The following is a 20,922-nucleotide window of genomic DNA, read 5'->3' on the forward strand; positions in this document are numbered from 1 at the left end:
TGTTAAGCCTCCGTCACCTTTACGCGCAGCGTGCCTGTTACCTCCTTGTGGAGCTTAACAGGAACCTCATGAGTTCCAAAGGTTTTCAGTGGTTCAGGAAGCACCAGCTTTTTCTTATCGATCTCTACCTTCAGCTGCTCGAAAACGGCCTTTGCAATTTCCTTTCCCGACACAGAGCCGAAGGCTCTTCCTCCCTCGCCGGCGCGGATCGATAAGGTTACGGACTTATCCTCCAGGAATTTGGCCATCTCCTTTGCGGCGGCCAGCTGCTCGGCGGCAATCTTAGCCTCGTTGGCCTTCTGCAGCTTCAGATCGTTTAAGTTTTTGGCCGTAGCCTCCACACCCAGGTTTTTCTTTAAGATAAAGTTTCTCGCATAGCCGTCATTTACCTTTACTACCTGTCCCTTCTTTCCCAGGGACTTCACATCCTCTAATAATACTACTTCCATTTTAAATTTCTCCTTTCTCTTTCATCTGCAGGAGCATCTCTTTCAGCCTCTCTCTGGCCTGCTCAAGTGTGGTATCCTTCAGCTGAGCACCGGCGATGGTCCTGTGTCCTCCGCCGCCCAGCTTCTCCATCATCACCTGCACATTGACCTCATCGATGGAACGGGCACTGAAAAAGATCGTATCTTTCACCTGCGTCATCACAAAGGACGCCTTGATTCCAATAATGTTTAAGAGCTCATTGGCCGCCTGGGCGCCGATCACAGTCGGGCTCTCAAGCCCCTCGGACGGGCACTCGGAGATGGCAAACTCTTTCTCAAAGATCTCAGCTCTTCTCACGGCCTCAGCCCTTGCGCGGTAATCCTCCACCCGGTCGCGGAACAGTTTTCTGACTCTCACCACATCCGCTCCGTTTCGCCTCAGGAAGGCCGCCGCCTCAAAGGTTCTGACTCCCGCCTGGTTCATAAAGTTGTTTGTATCAATGACGATACCCGCATACATGGCATCCGCCTCCACGGATTTCATCTTGATTCCGTCACCCACATACTGAAGAATCTCAGCCACCATCTCGCAGGCCGATGACGCATAGGGCTCCACGTAGGAGAGCACGGCATTTTCGATAATCTCGCTGCTCTGCCTGTGGTGATCAAGCACCATGATCGTCTTGACCAGCTTTAACAGCTCAGGCGCCTCGGTGATGCTGGGCCGGTTTACATCCACCACCACAAGCATGGTGTTTGCATCTGCCCGCTGGGCAGCCTCCTCGCCGGTCAGGAACAGATCCTCCGGGTAATCGGGATTGTCCTTAAACCGGTCCATCATGGGCCGCACAGAGGAATTGACGCTGTTAATGACAATATGAGCCTTCTTGTTGAAGGCAGCTGCAATTCTGTAGATACCGATAGTCGCTCCGAAGGAATCCGGATCCCCGATCCGGTGGCCCATGATTAAGAGCTTATCCTTGGTCTCCATCAGCTCTCTCATGGCGTGGGCCTTGACTCTGGCCTTCACACGGGTGGTCTTCTCCAGCTGCTGGGACTTGCCGCCGTAGTAGGTGATCTTCTCTCCATCCTTCACCACAGCCTGATCGCCGCCCCGTCCCAGGGCCATGTCGATGGCTGTCCTGGCATACTCATAATTTCTTATATAGGACTCCCCGTTCATTCCCATACCAATGCTCAGGGTGACAGCCATCTCATTTCCTATGTTGACTGTCTTGACCTCCTCGAGAAGGGAAAACCGCTCCTCCTCGATCTCCTTCGTATACTTCTGTTTAATGACAAAGAAGTATTTGTCCTTCTCCATCTTTTTCACGATGCCGTTCAGATTGGAGATATACTTGTTGATCTTTCTGTCAATGAGGGCCACCAGAAGGGAGCGGCGCACCTCCTCCACACTCTCCAGGGCCTCATCGTAGTTGTCCAGATAGATGAGTCCTGCCACCAGGTTCTGATCGGTGATGGCCTTCTTCAGAGTCAGGATCTCCGTTTCGTCAAACAGGTAAACAGCCCAGAGCACCTCCTCCTCGCCGTTGGACGGTGTATCCAGCTTAATGCCGTCTCTTTCATCCACACAGATATGGCGGATCTCCATGCGGTAAAAGCTGTCTCCATAGGTCACATGGATCGTGTCCTCCTTGTCAATCCCGTCCAGAGTCTCCCTTGTCAGCTCTGGGAACAGGCCGAAAAGAGTCCTGTTCTTTCTGTCGTCCCTGACAATATCGGAAAATCCCTCATTCATCCACAGCAGCAGGCCGTTCTCATCAGCCACCGCATAGGGAAATTCCATGTCAGCCAGCATGTTTTGCTGAAGTCTGGCATATTCGGCAGAAAAGTCCAGAAGCCCGCCGAGCAGCCGCTTTCTCTTATACAGATACAGCCAGGCGCAGAACACTGCATAGACGAGGGTAAAGCCCGTCATGACAATGCCGGCCTTTAAATCCACAAGGCCTATCACCACATTCGCCGCCATCAGAATCACCGCCATAAAAAGCGGCCACTGCAGATAGACCCGAAGCTGTCCCTGTATTCTGATATCCTCTTTCATTTCTCTCTCCTGTTTCATATCGAACATCTCCCCCCCTGAAGGGACAGCCGCCAAAATCCCCGGCGGCTGCCGTCTGTTCGTCCCTTTCGCGCACCTGCCGTATGTACCGGACGGTGCAGAATTGATAAATATAATTCGCCTATCGTATCAGATTATAGCATAAAGGGGGGCGTTCGTCTAGGCGGTACTCAGTGGGAATCAGCAGGCAAAAGCATAGACACCCGCCGCCCCTAAGCATGGAAGCTCTGCGCCTGACTGCAAAGAAAATATTTGACACCCCCGCCTCCGGGTGCTATACTTTCGCTGAAAAGAGGGAGCTCGTAGGCGGGCTGAGAGGAAGTAACCGAACTTCGACCTTTATAACCTGATTTGGGTAATGCCAACGTAGGGATCATAGATGTGACATTTGTTTTTACAGGGTTTTATTTTGATTCTTCTGTCATTCTCAGATCTGTACCTTTGGGTTCAGATCTTTTTCTTTTCAGAAGCTGTCTTATGCCGGCTTCCCTGACAGTATTTCCCCGTATCAGTTCAGCAGCCTCTTGTTCCCTCCCAGGAAAGGAGTTTTATCATGGAAAAAACACAGGTGCAATCAGGGATCACACCATCCTCGCGGCCCTATACCACCCAGATGGACGCCGCCAGAAAGGGAATTGTCACGAAAGAGATGAGGTGTGTGGCAGAAAAGGAACAGTTTGAACCGGAGGCTCTCAGAAAGCTGGTGGCAGAGGGAAAGGCTGTCATTCCGGCCAACCGTCTTCACACCTGCCTTAAACCAAACGGAATCGGCTCCATGCTGCGCACCAAAATCAATGTAAACCTGGGAACGTCCAGGGACTGCATGGATCTGGACATGGAGCTTTCAAAGGTAAACGACGCAGTGGCCCTGGGGGCAGAATCCATTATGGATCTGAGCTCCTTCGGCGACACCCGGAAATTCCGCAGAAAGCTCACAGCGGAATGTCCCGCCATCATCGGGACGGTCCCCATCTATGACGCGGTAGTCTATTACCACAAGCCCTTAAAGGAGATCACCACTGAGGAATGGCTGGACATTGTCCGGATGCATGCCCGCGACGGCGTGGATTTCCTGACAATCCATGTGGGAATCAACAAAAATACCGCAGGGCGCTTTAAAGACGCAAAGCGTCTGACCAACATCGTCTCCAGAGGAGGGTCCATTATCTTTGCCTGGATGGAGATGACCGGGCTTGAAAATCCATTCTATGAGCATTTTGATGAAATCCTCGACATCTGCCGGGAATACGATGTCACCTTAAGTCTCGGCGATGCCTGCCGGCCCGGCTGCCTTGCCGATGCCTCCGACATTTCTCAGATAGAGGAGCTTGTCACTCTGGGAGAGCTGACCAGACGCGCCTGGGAGAAAGATGTCCAGGTCATGATCGAGGGCCCCGGCCACATGCCCCTGGGTCAGATTGCAGCCAATATGAAAATTCAGCAGACCCTCTGCAAGGGCGCTCCCTTCTATGTGCTGGGGCCTCTTGTCACAGACATAGCCCCCGGCTACGACCACATTACGGCAGCTATCGGCGGCGCCATAGCAGCGGCAGCCGGCGCTTCCTTCCTCTGCTATGTGACCCCTGCAGAGCATCTTCGCCTTCCTGACAGGGACGACGTAAAAGAGGGCATCATCGCCTCGCGCATTGCAGCCCATGCAGCCGACATCGCAAAGGGCATACCCGGTGCCGAGGACTGGGACAGAAAAATGAGCACCGCCAGAAAGCAGCTGGACTGGGAAGAAATGTTTCGCCTCTCCATTGATCCCGAGAAGGCCAGACGCTACCGTGCAGCCGCCAGGCCGGAAAAGGAGGATACCTGCTCCATGTGCGGAAATTTCTGCGCCGTCAAAAACATGAACCGGATTCTCGACGGGGAGATTGTCTCCATCTTTGATGAATAAAAAAGCGCCCTGAGTGTGAAAGGCTGCCGCCCAAACCAGGCGCAGCCTTTTCTCAGGACGCATTTTATTTTTCAAAAACAGGCAGGGCTCCCTGCAGAGCCCTGCCTGTCTTTACGTTTCACTATTTCGCATTCTGCGGCGGAATTCAGCTTCCGGCTTTCAGCAGCACAGTCTGAAACCGGTATGCACAGGGATAATGGCCCTTTTACAGCCGTTATCCCCGCTTTGCAGCGTCGCAGATCAGCTGTACGCAGGAATCAATTCCCAGCGCGCCGCTGTTCAGCATCAGATCGTAATTCTCCCTGCGACCCCACTTCTGGTTTGTAAAGGTTTCGTAGTGAATCCGCCTCTTCTTGTCCGTCTGATGCATGAATTCGTCGATGTACTCCTCAATCTCGCCGTACTCAGCCAGTGCCCTCTGGCGTCTGATCTCCCTGTCGCAGTAGATAAAGACCTTCAGCACATCGTCCCGATCCTTCAAAATGTAGTCTGCACAGCGCCCTACAAACACACAGGGGCTTCTCCTGGCCGCATCCTCAATGATTTTTTTCTGGGCAATAAAAATCTGCTCCGTCAGCGGAAGCTCTTCAGGCTTGGGTGTTCTCGGATAGGCAATCCCGTATAAACTTCCCATGGCAAAGTTATAGAGCAGGCTGTTTGTCACCCTCTGCTCCTTGTCAGCAATCAGTTCCGGCGAAAATCCAATTTCCTTGGCGGCCAGATCAATCAGTTTCTTGTCATAGAACTCCATTCCCAGATTTTTGGCCACCATCTGCCCAACCTGGCGTCCTCCGCTTCCATATTCACGGCTGATCGTAACAATCCTTTTACTCATAATACAGGCCTCCTCTCACGGCTGAAAGCTTTTAGCTGTGCATATATATGACAGCTTCCCGCTGAATACCACGATTTATTTCTACCTGTATTTTATCATACATGCGAAAAATTATCAATTTATTCATCTTATTTTTCAAAAATTTTCTGTCCTTTTCATCTGTAAGAAGGATTACCGCTATACAATCCCATCCTTTTTAGGCATCTTCCTCTTAATGAGGAAGTAGCAGAGCATATGTACGCTCGCTGTGATAACCCAGCTCACCGGATAGGAGATGTAGAGGGAAGTCAGCGTTTTCTGCTGTGCAAAGATTGTGAAGATCCAGAGAATTCTGAGACCGCACGCTCCCGTCAGAGACACGATCATCGGAAGCACCGAATAGCCTATGCCTCTCAGACTTCCCACAAGCGTATCCATCCATCCGCAGGTAAAGTATGTAGTCGCAATAATGCTCATACGCAGCATTCCATAGCGGATCACCTCAGGATCCGTTGAGTAAATGCGTAAAAGCTCCTCTCCTATCGCATAGGCTCCAAAGCCGAGAATCATTCCCACTGCCGTCACGGTTCCGAGGCAGGTAAAGAGGATTTTGTTCACTCTCGTGTACTTTTTTCCGCCGATGTTCTGGCTGGTAAAACTGAGATTTGTCTGGTAGACAGCGTTCATCGCATTGTAGACAAAGCCCTCTATATTGGCTGAGGCCGCGTTTCCTGCCATGGCAATCGATCCGAAGGAGTTGACAGAAGACTGGATCAGAACGTTGGAAACTGAGAAAATCGCTCCCTGCATTCCGGCCGGAAGGCCGATTTTGAAAATCTGAAACATTTTTTTCCTGTGAATCTTAATCTTGGAGAGCTCTAGCTTCAGCCCGCCCTCACTCTTTGCCAGACAGCGCAGTACAAGTCCGGCTGAAATACACTGGGAGAGCACGGTCGCCAGGGCCACTCCTGCCACATCCAGGTTCATCACAATAACGAAGAAGAGATTCAGCACAATGTTCACCACTCCTGCAATTGTCAGAAAGTAGAGAGGCCTCCTCGTATCTCCCACTGCCCTTAAAATCGCGCTTCCGAAGTTGTACAGCATGACAACAGGCATTCCCGCGAAATAAATCCGCATATAGAGGACTGCCTTGTCGATTACATCATCCGGTGTCCCCATCAGTTCCAGCATGAGCTTGGAAAAAACAAAACCCATTACAATCAGTATCACGCCGCTGACAATGCTGACAGCGATTGCCGTGTGTACTGCCTCACTCACATCCTTGTCGCGCCGGCCTCCGTAGGCCCTGGCGACTACCACGTTGGCTCCCACTGAGAGACCGATAAAAATATTGATCAGAAGATTGATTAATGCCGTCGTGGAGCCCACCGCCGCCAGCGACTGGCTTCCGGCAAACCTTCCCACCACAATAATGTCCGCTGCGTTGAACAGAAGCTGCAGAACGCCGGAAAGCATCAGCGGAATTGAGAAAATCAAAATTTTTTTCAGGACAGGGCCATTGCACATGTCCATCTCATAGGTCTTATTCATCTTCCCTGTTTTCCTCGTATTATATAGTAGTAGTGTTTATAGACCCTCTCCAAGGTCTGTATGCTATACTGTTTGGAGATACTGTGGATTGGTTTCATTTTCCTACCACTTGATGGTTACGGAAAGGCTCCAACCACAGTCTCTTTGTATCGTTGTTAATCAGTTAGATACCGCATGACGGTTGATTTAGAACGAGGTTACAAGCGCAGAGAGCTCTGTGGTCCTAAACAGTATCTAAATCTATTACTAAGGAGTGTTCTTATGATCTACGTTGGAATTGATGTCGCTAAGGATAAGCATGACTGCTTTATCACCAATTCAGATGGCAAAGTCCTTTTTCCGGTTTTTACCATTCAGAATAACCGGGATGGATTTGATGTTCTTTTTTCCAGGATTCAATCCTCTTCTTCAGATGTGTCCAATATAAAAGTAGGACTGGAGGCCACTGGACACTACTCTTACAACCTGCTCGGTTATCTTATTGACAAAGGTCTCCACACCTTCGTTATCAATCCGCTCCACACAAATCTTTACAGAAAAAGTCTCAGCCTTAGAAAGACGAAAACAGATAAGGTTGATGCCCGAACCATTGCTTTGATGCTCATGTCTGACGTGAACCTGAAGTCCTACTCAGATACATCATACCATAACGAGGAGTTAAAGTCACTCACCCGTTATCGTTTTCGTAAGGTTCAGGAACGCGCTCAGCTTAGACAGTCTGTTTCCAGGCTTGTTACCATTCTCTTTCCAGAATTGGAAAAACTTGTTCCTTCGCTTCATATCGCTTCTATCTACGCCCTTCTTTCCGAGTTTCCTTCTGCCGGAACGATTGCCTCCTGCCATTTGACACACCTGACGAAGCGGTTGGAAAACGCTTCAAAAGGCCGTTACAGCCGGGAGAAAGCGATTGAAATACGGAATGCTGCCAGAGCCTCCATCGGTTCCAACATGCCTGCCAAATCTCTGGAATTAAAGCACACACTCCGGCTAATTGGTGAACTGGATTCCGAAATCTCAGAAATTGAATCCGAAATCAAACGGATCATGGATGAAATCCATTCTCCCATCCTGACCATTCCAGGAATAGGCTACCGCATGGGCGCCATGATCCTGGCAGAGATTGGAGATTTCTCCCGCTTTGATTCGCCGGATAAGATCCTGGCATATGCCGGAGCTTCTCCATCTACCTATCAATCCGGGCAGATGGAATCCTCTTATTCCCACATGGAGAAACGGGGATCGCGCTATTTACGTTTTGCTCTGATCAATGCCACCAAATACGTCTGCCAATGGGATGAAACTTTCGGTGCATACCTTCAGAAGAAGATTTCTGAAGGGAAACACTACAACGTCGCCATCACCCACGCCGCAAAGAAACTTGTACGGTTAATTTACGCAATGGAAAAATCCGGCAAACCTTACATAAAAACGGCATAACTTTTTCTGCCCTATAACACTCTTTTAGAGCACCGATATCCGATGCTCTGTTTGTCGTGCGATTTTCAAGGTACAACGATCTATGAAATGCGTTCCCGCAATTCATTCAAAAGTCTTCATTTTAGACTTGACTTTTAATAGTTAGTCTTTCCTTTTTGTTTTTAATCTCTACATAGGGATATTATAAGCAAAAGGGATCCGGGGTTCAATGGGTTTGGGAAAGAAATGTAAAAAATGTAAAGCAGGAATGCCGCCAGGCGCACCACCTAAAAAAGGCCCGGAAACCTCTCGGTTTCCGGGCCTGACTCCGCCTGATTAGTCGCAGGTATACGGCATAAGAGCGATGTGACGTGCTCTCTTGATAGCTACTGTTAAAGCTCTCTGATGCTTTGCACAGTTTCCTGTGATTCTTCTCGGAAGGATTTTTCCTCTCTCAGATACGTATCTCTTTAACTTGTTTGTATCCTTGTAGTCGATTGTTCCGTTCTTCTCTCCACAGAAAACGCAAACTTTTTTTCTTCTGCGCATGCCGCCTCTTCTTACTTTGGAAGCGTCTGCCTTATCACCTTTATTGAATGCCATTGGTGCTACCTCCTTATTCAATCCACATTTTGAGTTTCCTGATACTCAAAACAACACAGCAGCTTTGCTGCCTTTCATCCGACTGCCGGACTGTCTGAACTCTTCGTTCACTCTCCGCTCTCTATCGCTTTTCCCGTCCTTAGTTGAACGGAAGTCCTTCGTCTTCTACTCCGTCGGGGATATTCATAAAGCCGTCGCCGATTGCGCTTGCAGGAGCCGGACGCTGTGCGGCCTGGTAGCCGCCGTCGTGGCCTGCGGAAGCGTTCTTGCTCTCAGCAAACTCCTGATCCTCAACGATTACATCTGTTGTATAAACCTTCTGACCGTCTCTGTTTGTGTAGCTTCCTGTCTGGATTCTTCCTGTCACAAGAACCTTCGTTCCCTGATGGAAATACTTCTCGGCGAACTCGCCGGCTCTGTCAAATGCAACACACTGGATGAAGTCTGCTGTCTGTGCTCCGTCATCCTGGCTTCTGCGGCCTCTTCTGTCAACTGCCAGCGTATATCTGGCGATTGCCATAGCGCGCTCTCCCTGAGAATATCTAACCTCCGGATCTCTGGTAAGTCTACCCATCAGAATTACTTTATTCATACGATCACACTTTCTTTATTTATGCATCCTGCCTTACGCATAAGTATCTGATTACCGGCTCCATGATGCGAACGTGTGCCTCAACCTCGTTCGGGCATACGGAATCAGACTCAAACTGGATGAAGTAGTAGAAGCCCTCTTTCATCTTCTGAATCTCGTAAGCTAATCTCTTCTTACCCCATTCATCAACGTTTGTAACAGTACCGCCGAAACGTGTAATGTAACCTTTTACTTTCTCGATGGCTGCTGCTCTCTCTTCGTCTTCCAGCTTCATGCTAAGAACAACTGCTAACTCATACTTGTTCATGCTGCTTAAACCTCCTTGTGGTCTCTGACTCCCTGACTTTTAACAGAGAGTAAGGAATTTCTATAATATATCACGAATAATTATCTTACCAGAGAACCCTGATAAAATCAAGCTCTTTTTCAAGTTTTTCCCGCCTTCGGAAAAGATAATATTAAATGCGAAAGGAAGCGAAAGCCTCCGGACGCATTATTTTTTTACCTGAAAAGCACAGAAAGAGAGGTGAGAACGTGCGAAACTACCGATATTTGACATTCGGCGACCGCGAGAAAATCGAGACGGAATACGCAGCCGGAGGACGTCCGGCCGACATTGCGATCGACCTCGGCGTCCATGTGGCGACTATCTATAAAGAACTGAAAAGAGGCGACACCGGCCAGCTCGACAAGAACATGCGCCGAGAGTATAGCGCCGAACTCGCCCAGCGCCGACTCATTGAGAGCTTTAAGTGCCGCGGGCGAAAATCCCCCACTATATAAAAAAGAAAGGAGCGACAACATGGCAGCATTACACGAAATAGCTCGGCAGTACGCCGAAGAAATCCGCGACGGTATAGCGTGGGTGATTATATGGAAAACTGGCCGAAGCTGGCACGCGGAAAGCGTCTGGCTCAACCAAGACTCTGACACCTTCGAGCTGGAGGATCTGAGCACTGCCACCGAAATTTTGGAACAGGATCCGAACGCTGTCATGGTGAACGGCTACTACTGCGGGCACTTCGGCGAGAACATGACGATCGCAGAACTGGAGGCCGGTATTCTCTGGCACTACGAAGGCGGCTGCAATCTCCTGAAAAACTCGACGGCCTTCCCTCCTGAGCCGATACCACGCCCGGAAAATCTCCCGGCAGATATGCCATGGTACGGCAAGGAAACCACCGAGGAACCGGATCCATATATATTCGACGGCTACATGAGCGTCGAGGACTACGAGAAACGCCAGCAGCTCATAGCTGCGGATCAGGCGCGAAGCGATCCACTCCCGGACGAGTCGCCACCAGAACCTCAGCACACAGAGCTCACGATCCAGATCGGCCCACCTGCCGCCACTGCCCTGCTCGACGCTCTCGCCGACGCAATGAAGGCAGCAGCTCGCGCAGTCCGACAACTCATGGACGAGCTCGCGGATCGGTTCCAGAAGTTCCAGCAATACGCGCGAAAAGCCGTGGACACTTTTGTGGACTCCCTACTATATAGAGCCAACACCCACCCGAAATGGTGGCACCTATACAAACACGCACGGAAATGGAGAACCCGGAAGAAATACAAGCGACTACTTATGAGGCAGCTATGCAGCAGGCTGGCCGCTGGATAGGAGGTGATCCCATGAACGACTCGCGAAACCTAAGCGGGCCCGTACTCATGCCCGGCGCGACGGCTGCCGCTATGAAGTATGCCAAGAGTGCGGGCTGGACTGGAATGTAAGCAAGCAGGCGGTGATCCCGTGGTACGGCTACAAGTGCCCGATCTGCCGCAGCAAATACAGAAAAGGAGCAAAACCATGAGAAACGAAGTAATTTACGACAAAAACGGGCGCCCGGACATTATGGTGGTTTTTACCCCGTCCGAGCTGGGACTCCCTGACACCCTGAGAGGCCGCAAGGTTAAGGAATACGCGATCAGCAAGTACCAGAACACATTGATCGACGGCGTTCCGTACTCTCTCCCATTTATGAAACCGGCTGTGAATATCAGCCACGACGAAGCAATCCGCCTCTGCGAGAGCAAGGGTGAAGGCTGGCACCTGATCACTAACGACGAGTGGGTGGCTCTCGGCTTCTGGAGCTGGGACAACGACACCATGCCGACCGGAAACACCGCAAGCGGCAAGAGTCACAGCCACCCGGAGCAGACCGGCACTACATACGAAGGAGGCTGCGGCAAGACCTTGACCGGATCCGGCCCGGTTCAGTGGAACCATGACGGCACGGCCTACGGTGTAGCTGACATGTGCGGTAACATCTGGGAACACGTCGGCGGCGTTCGATTTATGGACGGTATGCCGCAGGTGATCCCGAACAACGGCGCAGCCTATGGCGCGGATCAGTCCAAAGACTCGCCGGAGTGGGAGGCAATCTACACCGAGGACGGCGATCCGGTTTACTACAACGTACACGACGGAGAGATCACCCTCCAGCCGGTACACCCGGACGGCACCGACTACGACGGCGTAAAGTTCACGGATCTGGAAGCTCGCAGCGACATGGACGTGCCGGACAAGCTGAAAGATCTCGGCCTCTATCCTGCCGACGGCTACGAAAGCGACGAATACTTCTGGCTCGACTCTAACGGCGAGCGGGTTATTTTTCGCGGGGGCGACTGGAGCGACGGTGCGAACGCTGGTGTGTTCTCCCTCTACGGCAACGGCTCCCGCGGCCTTGTGGGCACGGGCCTCGGCTTCCGTGCCGCTTGCGTTCGGTTTATCTGCGACTCTGACACTCTGGACGATCTGGACTCTGATAAGAAGCAGCCAGAACCGAAAAAGCGTAGCATTTTAGCTCCGGACTTTATCGGACGGATCAAGCAGGCACTCGCCCGGCAGTTTCAGAAGCTCTACGAAGCCGCGCACGGCGAGGATCCGGAAGGCTTCACTGAACTGGCCGAGAAGGCAACAGACGAAGAACTTGCCAAGGCTGCAAAACTCAGCGCCACACTGGCTCAGGTGAACGCAGCCGTGGACATGTACGAGCTGACCGCTAAGCAGTTAAAGCTCGCAGCCACAACCTCGATCACAATCAAAACGGAGGTGAACGACCATGAATGAGCTCCGGGACATATTCGCGAAATACAAAGCAGTCGTATTTTTTGACACTGAGACAACCGGGCTCGAAGCTGAAAGCTGCCAGATCATTGAACTGGCAGCAATCAGAGTCGAGAAAACCGAACGGGGCACCCTCCGCATGGCCGACAGCGCCGACGTGTTCGTGAAACTGCCGGAAGGTGAGCGGATCCCTCAGAAGATCGTCGAGCTAACAGGGATCACAGACGAGCAGCTCGAAAACGAAGGAATTACCGAGACTGAGGCTGCCGCTCGCTTCACTGAGTTGATCGGCGGCGGCCGCGTCCTTCTGGTAGCCCACAATGCACAGTTTGATCTCCTGTTTACTGCTGAAATGCTCCGGAGACACGGAAACGGTGGCCCGGAAGTCCTGAAAGCTGCCGACTATCTGGACAGCCTAACCGTTTACAAAGACCGCCGGGCATATCCTCACAAGCTGGCGAACGCGATCCTCACCTATAAGCTGGAGGACAAGGTTCAGAACTCCCACAGAGCGATCGACGACGTGGCGGCACTGTTTGAGGTGTGCAAGGCCATGGACGCGGAACGCTCCGATCTTCTCAGCTATGTGAACGTGTTCGGATATAACCCGAAGTATGGAGTAAGTGGGAAACGGATCGAAAAGGTGGCCTACTGGCCACAGAATTTCAACAAATACATGCAGGCTCCGAGCTATACGCTCCCGGCCAAACTCAGACAAAGAAGGAGGTAACAGAAATGCGAAGCAGCTCGCTGAAAGTATACAGCCCGGTGGAATACACCGGGTACAAAGAAAAAAGAAGCGGCCACCCGTCGGAACCGGGAAGCCGCACAGGCAATCGAAAAACCACGCGAAAGCCTAAGCCTATTTTATACCGGCTGCGCCGTTTTTGCAAGCGCCTGAACTGGAAAGGGATCGGCGGGCTGGCAGTCACCACAGTGGTGATCGTGTTCGCAGTGCGCGGCGTCGTGGGTATGTTCTCAGAACACACCCAGACAAAAACAGCCCCGATCACAACCAGCAGCCCGGCGGCCGAGGAATCTCAGCCCTACGTTTTTTACTACAAGGACGGGCAAGCCGTAAGCTGGGAGGACGTCACAGACGCATGGGCCGAAGAGGCAGGGATCCAGAAGCGCTACGCTCTCACTGACGCCGAGCGACTGGAGATCGCTCAGGTGCTCACGGCCGAAGCTGGAGGCGAACCCTTCGCCGGAAAGATCGCAGTAGCTCAGTGTATTCTCCAGACCTGCGAGGACGAAGGGATCCGACCGGACGAAGTGCTGCGCGTGTACGCATATAGCAAGCGCCGCCCGGAACCGACTCAGGAAGCCCTCGAAGCCGTGCAGGACGTGTTCGACTTCGGGATCGTGGCAACGACCGAGCCGATCAAATACTTTTACGCTCCCGCTCTCACGGACAGCGAGTGGCACGAGTCCCAGATCTATGTAATGACCATTAACGGACACCGATTTTTTAAGGAGGCAACCGAATGAATAACGAAAACAAGCCAAGCGTGATCGCAGAGCTCACGGCTGCACTTGCCAGCATGGCGGAACGCGCCGCCGCTGCTGAGGCCGAAGCCGAGCAGTACAAGAAAAGCTCAGGCGAGTGGTACCAGTTTTTCACCAGCAAGGACAAGGAACTGAGAGACACGCAGGCAGAACTCCAGAAAGCCCGCAAGGCTCTGGAAGCAAAGGAAGGAGAACAGAACCATGGCAACGACAAAGAAAGCAATAGCTGAGGCTGAGCAGGCCGCAGAAATCAAAGAAGCAATCGCAGCACCCACCACAGAGCCGGAAACTCCGGCCGTAACACTGGACGAGCTGGAAAACATGGACATGAACATGTTCGACGCAGAGGAAACCGAAAGCGCTCCGCGCCCGGCATGGCGTATCACTGACGACGGCTGCGCCGACTGGGCCTGCCGAAAAATCGCAGAAGAAAAGACCGAGCTCGACCGAATCACCGCACTGGGCGAAAGCCAGATCGAGAAGATCCAGCAGAGAATCGACGCTGCTCAGCGCAGATATGAAAACGGCACCCGTTTTCTCACCGGAAAGCTCGCGGAATACTTCGAGACAGTCCCACACAAGACAACCAAGACAAAACACAGCTACCGCCTTCTCTCCGGCACTCTGGTGAAGAAACTCGGCGGCAGCACCATGAAACAGGACGACGACACACTGCTGGCCTATCTGAAAGCCTCCGGCAATGAGGATATGATCCAGAACACTGAAAAGCCGAAGTGGGGCGAGTTCAAGAAACGCCTCGAAATTGTAGGCGGCCAGATCGTAGACAAAACCACCGGCGAGCTGGTGGAGGGCGTGCAGATCATTGAGAAACCGGACACCTTCACGGTGGACGTGTAAGGAGGTAGCACATGGCAACAACCAAGGAAACGGCGGCCGCAAAGGCGGCCACCACCCCACCGGTACCGCTGACGCTGCAGCAGAAGTTCATCAAGTTGCGCGAAGCCGTTCCCTCTATCACCCAGAAGGCCCACAGCGACGGCGTAAAGTACAAGTTCGCGAAGATCTTCGACGTGTACCAGCTTCTCACTCCAGCCATGAATGAGTTCGGCGTCAATTTTGACATTGTAGGCGAGCAGGCCACCCGGCACAGTGAAAACGGGGATCCGATCTACTACTCCAACTTCACGCAGCACACCAGAAACGGCGACCGCATTGTCTGGGTGTACGAGGCCGACCTCACGATCCGCTGGACAAACGCAGACAACCCGGACGAGACTCTGGAAGTTACTCTCCACGCAATCGGAACGAACGACGGAGGCCCGGACAAGGCCAAAGGCTCCGCGTGGACGTACTGCCTCAAATACTACCTGTTTGAGAAGTTCGGCATTGATCAGGGCGACGACGATCCAGACATGAGCGACCACAGCAGCGAACCCCCTCAGCAGAGCCAGAAACAGCACACAGGAGCTCAGAACGGGAACCGGCAGGGAAACACCCAGCCGCAGGCACAAAATGGCCAGACGGGGCGCTCAGGCGCCGCACGACCACTCTCAGACGCTCAGCTCTCCCACCTCTACCGTAAAGGCGAGGACGCCGGGTACTCTCAGCAGTCGATCAACGAATGGATCCTGAAAAAATACGGACAGCAGGATCCACATAACCTGACGCGGGCCCAGTACGACGAAGCCTGCGCCGCTATGGACAACGCAAAGCAGCAAGGAGGACAAAACAATGCTTAATCATGTGGAGCTTCTGGGCCGTCTGGCTCAGGAGCCTGAAATCAGATACACACAGAGCGGCACACCAGTGGCGAGCTTCGACCTCGCCGTGCAGGTACCGAGTAAGAACAAAGACGCCGCTCCGGACTATATCCCGATCGTGTGCTGGAGAGAACGCGCCGAGTTTTGCGGCCGCTACCTCTCCAAAGGCCGCCAGATCGTAGTTGAGGGCCGGATCTCCACCCGTAAATGGAAGGACGAGAAAACCGGGCAGAACCGCAAGGCCGTGGAAGTTGTGGCCTCAAACATTTACTTCGCAGACAGCAACGGAGGCAACGCAAATGGCAATCCTCAGCCCGCCAACAACGACGGATTCATGGACATACCGGACGACGGACAGCTTCCTTTTAACTAATAACACCGACCGAAGGACGACCGCCGGACAGACCGGCGGAACTCTACGGCCAAACCAGAAACAAACCACGAAAGGAGGTGCCGACAGTGGCATGGATCCAAATTCACCAACAACTGAAAGACCACCGCAAGGTGCTGGCTGCTGCTGACGAGCTCGACATTGAACCGGCTCACATGCTCGGCCTGCTGATCTCGTTCTGGCTCTGGGCCATTGATAACGCACCGGACGGATCCCTCGCTGGAATATCCGACAGAATGATCGCAAGAGCGGCCCAGTGGGACAAAGATCCGGAGGAATTTGTGGCCGCCCTGACCTCTGCGTCTCTGCTGGACGTAACGGAGGACGGCGTTCTGGAGATCCACGACTGGAGCGAGTACACCGGAAAGCTGATCGAACAACGAGAAAATGAGAAAAACCGTTCGAGAGCCCGCCGCGCTGCTGCTAAGTCAAACGACCGGAGGACGACCGCCGGACAGTCTGCGGACGCAAGCAAGAGCGACCAGAAAAAGACCGCAGGTAGAGTAGACCAGACCAGAGTAGACCAGAGTAGACCAGAAAATAAGGGGGATACCCCCATAACCCCCGCAGCCGAGAAGCAGCCAAGCGCTCAGGAACGACGTTTCGCAGAGTTCTGGACTGCATACCCGAAGAAAGTCGGCAAGAAAGCAGCACAGAAGGCATGGGAAAAGGCAAAGCCCGACGCTGAACTGTTCGAGAAGATCATGCAGGCAGTGGCAACAGCTAAAACCTCGGAACAATGGCTGCGAGAAGGTGGCCGCTTCATTCCCAACCCGTCAACATGGATCAATCAGGGACGCTGGGACGACGAACCTCTCCCACCTGCCGGATCCGGAAGCTATCAACAGCGACCGGGTGGAAATTGTGGAAAACCTGACACCATGGACGTGCTCGCGGGGATAATCGCAAACGAGGAAGGAGGCTTCGAGATATGACAAAAGCAGACGCGGCTCGACTGGTGGCGATCGTCGTCACCGCCTACCCGAATTTTGACAAGTTCAAGGACGCGAAAGCAATCGAGGCCACGGTGAATCTCTGGGCCATGATGTTTGAGCAAGACGAATCCGGGATCGTAGCGCTGGCAGTAAAAAAACACATTGCAACAAACAAATGGCCGCCGAGTGTGGCCGAAGTCCGGGAGATCATGCTGGAGATCCAGCACCCGGAACTCATAGAGCCGGACAAGGCATGGCTGGCCGTGAGCGACCTCATGTACAGCGCCGGACAATTCAACCACGGAGATCTCTCCCGCCAGCTCCCGCCTCTGGTGGCGCGGGCCGTTGAGTCAATCGGCTGGACTTCCCTCTGGGAAATGCACCGCAGCGCATACATAGGCGGCAAGCCCGGCATGGATCGGGTAGCCTTCATGCAACAGTACACGCCAATGTACGAACGGGAAAAGTCTCGCAGCATGACACCGGCACAATTAACCGAGAAGATCGACAACGCGGCCGGATCCCTTCCGGACAAAGGCCAACGCCTGATAGAGTACAGGGAAAGCGAACGCCGCAGGAAAGAGCAGGAAATGGAGGCTATCACCCGCGGTGCCCTCCGACTGGAGAGCCAGATCGTCGAACAAACGAAGCTCGAACTCAGAGGGGAGGTGCTAGGATGATCCTACAAGGTGACGCACTGGAGGAACTCAGAAAGCTGCCGGACAAATGCTGCAGCGTCTGCGTAACTTCACCACCCTACTACAACGCCAGAGACTACGGAGCTGCCGATCAGCTCGGAACCGAAAGCTCTCCGGAGGAATACACCCGCAAGCTGGTGGAAGCCTTCCGGGAAGTCGCCAGAGTCCTGAAAGACGACGGCACCCTCTGGCTGAATATCGGCGACAGCTACGCGAGGCATATCGAGGACGGAGGGATCAAGCGCAAGGATCTGATCGGGATCCCGTGGCTGCTGGCTCTGGCTCTCAGAAGTGACGGCTGGTACCTCCGGGCGGACATTATCTGGAACAAGCCCAACGCCATGCCAGAAAGCGCCAAAGACAGACCGGCAAGATCTCACGAGTATGTTTTTTTACTCAGCAAAGCGGCCGCCTATTACTACGACGCCGAGGCCGTCAAGGAGCTGGCCGTCGGGTACGATCCGAAAAAGCCCGGCCGGAAGCGCGGCAACGCGAAAACCTTCCGCGGCGGCACTGCCTACACTCACGATCAGGCCAAAGCCAACAGCGCCGAGGTGGATCGAGGCAGCCACGGGCTCCAGAGAAATGAAACCGGCAAACGAAACCGCCGGGACGTCTGGACGATCGCCACACGGCCATATAAGGGCGCCCACCTCTCCACGTTCCCGGAGGAACTGGCCAAGATCTGCATACTGGCCGGGAGCAAACCGGGCGACACGGTTCTGGATCCATTCTCAGGAAGTGGAACCACAGGAGCCGCAGCCCTCAAAGAAGGGCGGAACTATATCGGGATAGAGATTAACCCCGACACCTGCAAAATACAAGAGCAGCGACTCGCTGAGGCTGCTCAGGAAGGAGCCAAACCATGAAACGCGGTGAAATTTATTATATCGAAAGCACATACCGGGAAACCGGAAGCGAGCAGAGAGGCGGCCGTCCTGCGGTGATCGTCTCCAATGACAAGAACAACGAAAACAGCGAGGTTGTGGAAGTGGTATACATGACCACCAAACCAAAAAACGACCTCCCAACTCATGTATTTATCCGGAGCGCACTCTCCCCTTCTACCGTCTTATGCGAACAGGTAAACAGCGTAAGCGTGAAAAGGATCGGGACGCTGATCGGAAAATTGACAAAGAGCGAGCTCACAGCCGTGGACTCTGCTCTGGCAATCTCTCTGGGGATCGACTTCATGGATCCGAAGCCCGCAGCCAAAGAAGCGGAGCATTTACTGGAAGAAATAAGCAAGCAGCCACTCCGGATCGTCCAGCAGGATCCAGACGTTGAAAAGATCAAGCTCGAAACTGAGCGCGATCTCTACCGGAATTTATACAATGAGCTGCTGAGCAAAACCATGAAAGGAGCAAGTGCATGAGAAAAAAACTGGTTTACATCTGCTCCCCGTGCCGCGGGGACGTTGAAAAGAACATAGAAAAAGCCCAGCGCTACTGTCGCGAAGCCGTCGAGCTCTGGGACGACGTGATCCCGATCGCGCCTCATGTATATTTTACCCAGTTTCTTGACGACACCAAGCAGGAGGAACGCGCCGCGGGCATGGACATGGGCCTCTCACTTCTGGCCATGTGTGACGAGCTCTGGGTTTACGGTATCGAGAATCCGAGTGAGGGCATGAGGAGCGAGATCGAATACGCAAAGCAGCACCAGATCCCGATCCGGGACGCTGCCGAGCTTTACAGAAACCGCGAAGCCGAAACACTTCCGATCGGTGACGCACTGATCGTTCTCCCTTCTCACGTCGGGCACCTGAACGGCGTCGCCGCGATTGAATCCACCACCGTGCGGATCAATGGCGAAATGATCTTAGACCTTGCGATCGAGCTCAGACGACACCCCGGCCACGACATCACGCTGGAGGCCGACAAAGGCGCAGACTCGGAGGTAGATCAATGAGCTGGGACACGGTTCCGGGAAGAAATGGCGAAGGCTACCCGGATCCAACAGCAAGCACCGCCCTTGCACGGGTGCAGCATAGCCAGAAAGGACTCCAGAGCAAGCGAGCCGGTGAACACTTCGAGAATATGATCACCGCAAGCCTGAACTGGTACTGCGACAAGGGCGTGGCCTTCGTTGAAAAGACTCCGGAGCCCATGAAGCCACTCAGGAAGCCAGACCGACAGGGCCGTTTCCTTGCTTGCTACACCAAAGCCGGACAGCCGGACTTCAAGGGAACGCTCACCGGTGGCCGGGCCGTGGTATTTGAGGCGAAACACACCGACAGCGACAAGATCGACCAGAGCCGCCTCACTCCTGAGCAGGTGGAAAGTCTGACACTGCACCACAAGCTCGGAGCTGCTGCCTTCATCATGGTGAGCGTGGGGCTGGAAAACTTCTACCGGGTACCGTGGGAAGTATGGCGAGACATGAAGCAGATCTACGGGCGCAAACACATGAAGCTCGAAGATCTGGAACCGTACCGCGTGCAATATATCGCCGGGATCCTCAAACTGCTGGAAGGTGTGGAGATCGACTACACCGAGGAAGGAGGCACGCCATGAAATGCGAATACTGCGAGCTCCGCAGAGTCGGGCCTTTTGTAATTTCAAAAGCCTGCGCCATGCTGAGCGGAAAGCTCATAAACAAACAGACGGGCGAACCGTTAAAAATTTGTATGCACCACATGGCCTCCCCGGATCCGTGTATGAACAACGGGAACGGCTGCGGGCTCTACAAATCACAGAAAGGAGATCAAGCCAATGAACGACGCACTGCTGAGCAGTAAAAACATGTGCTGGTGCACTCCGCCGGATTTTTTCGCGGAACTGGATCGCGAGTTTCATTTTGAACTGGATCCGGCCAGCACCGACAAAAGCGCCAAGTGCGCGAAACACTTCACGCCGGACGACGACGGCCTAAAGCAAGACTGGGGGGGGTATTGCGTGTTTTGCAATCCGCCATACGGCCGAGCAATCGCCGACTGGGTACGCAAAGGCTACGAAGAAAGCCGGAAGCCCGGCACCACCGTGGTTATGCTCATTCCTTCGCGGACTGACACGGCATATTTTCACGACTGGATCTTCGGCAAGGCCAGCGAGGTGAGATTCCTCCGCGGCCGCCTGAAATTCACCGACGAGGACGGAAACGGCGAGGACGCAGCTCCGTTTCCTTCTGCCGTCATAGTGTGGCGGAGTCCGGAAAGCACCGGGCGCGAGTTTGCCACATGGCACATATAAAAGCACCAGAGCCAGCGGGG

26 protein-coding genes and 1 riboswitch are annotated in these 20,922 nt (G+C 53.3%); of the genes, 19 read left to right on the top strand and 7 right to left on the bottom strand.

Annotated features, from left to right (window positions below; genetic code table 11):
• Positions 1–2: 2 nt before the first annotated feature.
• On the bottom strand, positions 3–449 hold the full coding sequence (rplI, locus tag LK436_RS17935) for a 50S ribosomal protein L9 (RefSeq protein ID WP_008399055.1): 447 nt from the start codon (positions 447–449) through the stop codon (positions 3–5).
• Between the two features lies 1 nt (position 450).
• On the bottom strand, positions 451–2,511 hold the full coding sequence (locus LK436_RS17940) for a DHH family phosphoesterase (protein ID WP_015573352.1): 2,061 nt from the start codon (positions 2,509–2,511) through the stop codon (positions 451–453).
• A gap of 282 nt (positions 2,512–2,793) precedes the next feature.
• Positions 2,794–2,901: riboswitch (TPP riboswitch) on the top strand.
• A gap of 163 nt (positions 2,902–3,064) precedes the next feature.
• On the opposite strand from LK436_RS17940, the gene thiC reads away from it, so the two are divergent.
• Positions 3,065–4,414 (top strand): phosphomethylpyrimidine synthase ThiC, encoded by a 1,350-nt coding sequence (thiC, locus tag LK436_RS17945; RefSeq protein ID WP_044931788.1) that lies wholly within the window; start codon positions 3,065–3,067, stop codon positions 4,412–4,414.
• 214 nt (positions 4,415–4,628) lie between these two features.
• Here thiC and LK436_RS17950 read toward each other — a convergent pair whose 3' ends face one another.
• Entirely contained in the window at positions 4,629–5,249 is a 621-nt protein-coding gene (locus LK436_RS17950) for an AAA family ATPase (RefSeq protein ID WP_008399050.1), read from the bottom strand.
• 177 nt (positions 5,250–5,426) lie between these two features.
• Positions 5,427–6,782 carry an MATE family efflux transporter gene (locus LK436_RS17955; RefSeq protein ID WP_008399049.1) on the bottom strand — a complete coding sequence of 452 codons (1,356 nt, stop codon included), beginning with the start codon at positions 6,780–6,782 and terminating at the stop codon, positions 5,427–5,429.
• Between the two features lie 261 nt (positions 6,783–7,043).
• On the opposite strand from LK436_RS17955, the gene LK436_RS17960 reads away from it, so the two are divergent.
• The gene (locus tag LK436_RS17960) at positions 7,044–8,219 is read left to right on the top strand and encodes an IS110 family transposase (RefSeq protein ID WP_044930339.1); all 1,176 of its coding nucleotides are present in this window, start codon (positions 7,044–7,046) and stop codon (positions 8,217–8,219) included.
• Positions 8,220–8,534: 315 nt separating this feature from the next.
• Here the strand turns inward: LK436_RS17960 and rpsR are convergent, their stop codons facing one another.
• The 3 genes from rpsR to rpsF form a co-directional block, all read right to left on the bottom strand.
• The gene (rpsR, locus tag LK436_RS17965; protein WP_008398659.1) at positions 8,535–8,801 is read right to left on the bottom strand and encodes a 30S ribosomal protein S18; all 267 of its coding nucleotides are present in this window, start codon (positions 8,799–8,801) and stop codon (positions 8,535–8,537) included.
• A 139-nt stretch (positions 8,802–8,940) separates the two neighbouring features.
• A complete protein-coding gene (locus LK436_RS17970; RefSeq protein WP_008398658.1) occupies positions 8,941–9,393 on the bottom strand; it encodes a single-stranded DNA-binding protein in 453 nt (150 codons plus the stop codon).
• 19 nt (positions 9,394–9,412) lie between these two features.
• Complete coding sequence (gene rpsF, locus LK436_RS17975) at positions 9,413–9,700, bottom strand: 30S ribosomal protein S6 (RefSeq protein ID WP_008398657.1); 288 nt, start codon at positions 9,698–9,700, stop codon at positions 9,413–9,415.
• 155 nt (positions 9,701–9,855) lie between these two features.
• On the opposite strand from rpsF, the gene LK436_RS17980 reads away from it, so the two are divergent.
• From LK436_RS17980 to LK436_RS18060, 17 genes are all read left to right on the top strand, one after another.
• Entirely contained in the window at positions 9,856–10,176 is a 321-nt protein-coding gene (locus LK436_RS17980; protein ID WP_005933190.1) for a helix-turn-helix domain-containing protein, read from the top strand.
• 19 nt (positions 10,177–10,195) lie between these two features.
• On the top strand, positions 10,196–11,011 hold the full coding sequence (locus LK436_RS17985; RefSeq protein ID WP_008398655.1) for a hypothetical protein: 816 nt from the start codon (positions 10,196–10,198) through the stop codon (positions 11,009–11,011).
• 186 nt (positions 11,012–11,197) lie between these two features.
• A complete protein-coding gene (locus LK436_RS17990; protein ID WP_227910118.1) occupies positions 11,198–12,460 on the top strand; it encodes an SUMF1/EgtB/PvdO family nonheme iron enzyme in 1,263 nt (420 codons plus the stop codon).
• A complete protein-coding gene (locus tag LK436_RS17995; RefSeq protein ID WP_008398652.1) occupies positions 12,453–13,187 on the top strand; it encodes a PolC-type DNA polymerase III in 735 nt (244 codons plus the stop codon). The genes LK436_RS17990 and LK436_RS17995 overlap by 8 nt, the downstream gene beginning before the upstream one ends.
• 5 nt (positions 13,188–13,192) lie before the next feature.
• A complete protein-coding gene (locus LK436_RS18000) occupies positions 13,193–13,948 on the top strand; it encodes a spore cortex-lytic protein (protein WP_008398649.1) in 756 nt (251 codons plus the stop codon).
• Entirely contained in the window at positions 13,945–14,196 is a 252-nt protein-coding gene (locus LK436_RS18005) for a hypothetical protein (RefSeq protein WP_004220566.1), read from the top strand. Before LK436_RS18000 ends, LK436_RS18005 begins: the two co-directional genes overlap by 4 nt.
• Positions 14,168–14,824 carry a host-nuclease inhibitor Gam family protein gene (locus LK436_RS18010; RefSeq protein WP_008398647.1) on the top strand — a complete coding sequence of 219 codons (657 nt, stop codon included), beginning with the start codon at positions 14,168–14,170 and terminating at the stop codon, positions 14,822–14,824. The genes LK436_RS18005 and LK436_RS18010 overlap by 29 nt, the downstream gene beginning before the upstream one ends.
• A gap of 11 nt (positions 14,825–14,835) precedes the next feature.
• Positions 14,836–15,666 (top strand): ERF family protein, encoded by an 831-nt coding sequence (locus LK436_RS18015; RefSeq protein WP_008398645.1) that lies wholly within the window; start codon positions 14,836–14,838, stop codon positions 15,664–15,666.
• On the top strand, positions 15,659–16,060 hold the full coding sequence (locus LK436_RS18020) for a single-stranded DNA-binding protein (RefSeq protein WP_004220570.1): 402 nt from the start codon (positions 15,659–15,661) through the stop codon (positions 16,058–16,060). The genes LK436_RS18015 and LK436_RS18020 overlap by 8 nt, the downstream gene beginning before the upstream one ends.
• Positions 16,061–16,146: 86 nt before the next feature.
• Positions 16,147–17,013 (top strand): hypothetical protein, encoded by an 867-nt coding sequence (locus LK436_RS18025; RefSeq protein ID WP_008398644.1) that lies wholly within the window; start codon positions 16,147–16,149, stop codon positions 17,011–17,013.
• Positions 17,010–17,693 carry a replicative helicase loader/inhibitor gene (locus LK436_RS18030; RefSeq protein ID WP_008398642.1) on the top strand — a complete coding sequence of 228 codons (684 nt, stop codon included), beginning with the start codon at positions 17,010–17,012 and terminating at the stop codon, positions 17,691–17,693. Before LK436_RS18025 ends, LK436_RS18030 begins: the two co-directional genes overlap by 4 nt.
• Positions 17,690–18,580, top strand: a complete 891-nt coding sequence (locus LK436_RS18035; RefSeq protein WP_004220574.1) for a DNA-methyltransferase — start codon at positions 17,690–17,692, stop codon at positions 18,578–18,580. Before LK436_RS18030 ends, LK436_RS18035 begins: the two co-directional genes overlap by 4 nt.
• Positions 18,577–19,086, top strand: coding sequence for a type II toxin-antitoxin system PemK/MazF family toxin (locus LK436_RS18040; protein ID WP_008398640.1), 510 nt, complete (start codon positions 18,577–18,579; stop codon positions 19,084–19,086). Before LK436_RS18035 ends, LK436_RS18040 begins: the two co-directional genes overlap by 4 nt.
• Positions 19,083–19,622, top strand: coding sequence for a DUF4406 domain-containing protein (locus tag LK436_RS18045; RefSeq protein ID WP_004220587.1), 540 nt, complete (start codon positions 19,083–19,085; stop codon positions 19,620–19,622). Before LK436_RS18040 ends, LK436_RS18045 begins: the two co-directional genes overlap by 4 nt.
• A complete protein-coding gene (locus tag LK436_RS18050; RefSeq protein ID WP_004220590.1) occupies positions 19,619–20,227 on the top strand; it encodes a Holliday junction resolvase RecU in 609 nt (202 codons plus the stop codon). Before LK436_RS18045 ends, LK436_RS18050 begins: the two co-directional genes overlap by 4 nt.
• Positions 20,224–20,451 (top strand): hypothetical protein, encoded by a 228-nt coding sequence (locus tag LK436_RS18055; RefSeq protein WP_004220593.1) that lies wholly within the window; start codon positions 20,224–20,226, stop codon positions 20,449–20,451. Before LK436_RS18050 ends, LK436_RS18055 begins: the two co-directional genes overlap by 4 nt.
• Positions 20,426–20,902: a DNA N-6-adenine-methyltransferase gene (locus LK436_RS18060; protein ID WP_005933228.1), complete on the top strand. Its 477-nt coding sequence runs from the start codon at positions 20,426–20,428 to the stop codon at positions 20,900–20,902. Before LK436_RS18055 ends, LK436_RS18060 begins: the two co-directional genes overlap by 26 nt.
• Positions 20,903–20,922 lie beyond the last annotated feature (20 nt).

Origin of the sequence: Clostridium sp. M62/1 (assembly GCF_020736365.1) — a bacterium.
GTDB classification, from domain to species: domain Bacteria; phylum Bacillota; class Clostridia; order Lachnospirales; family Lachnospiraceae; genus Otoolea; species Otoolea saccharolyticum_A.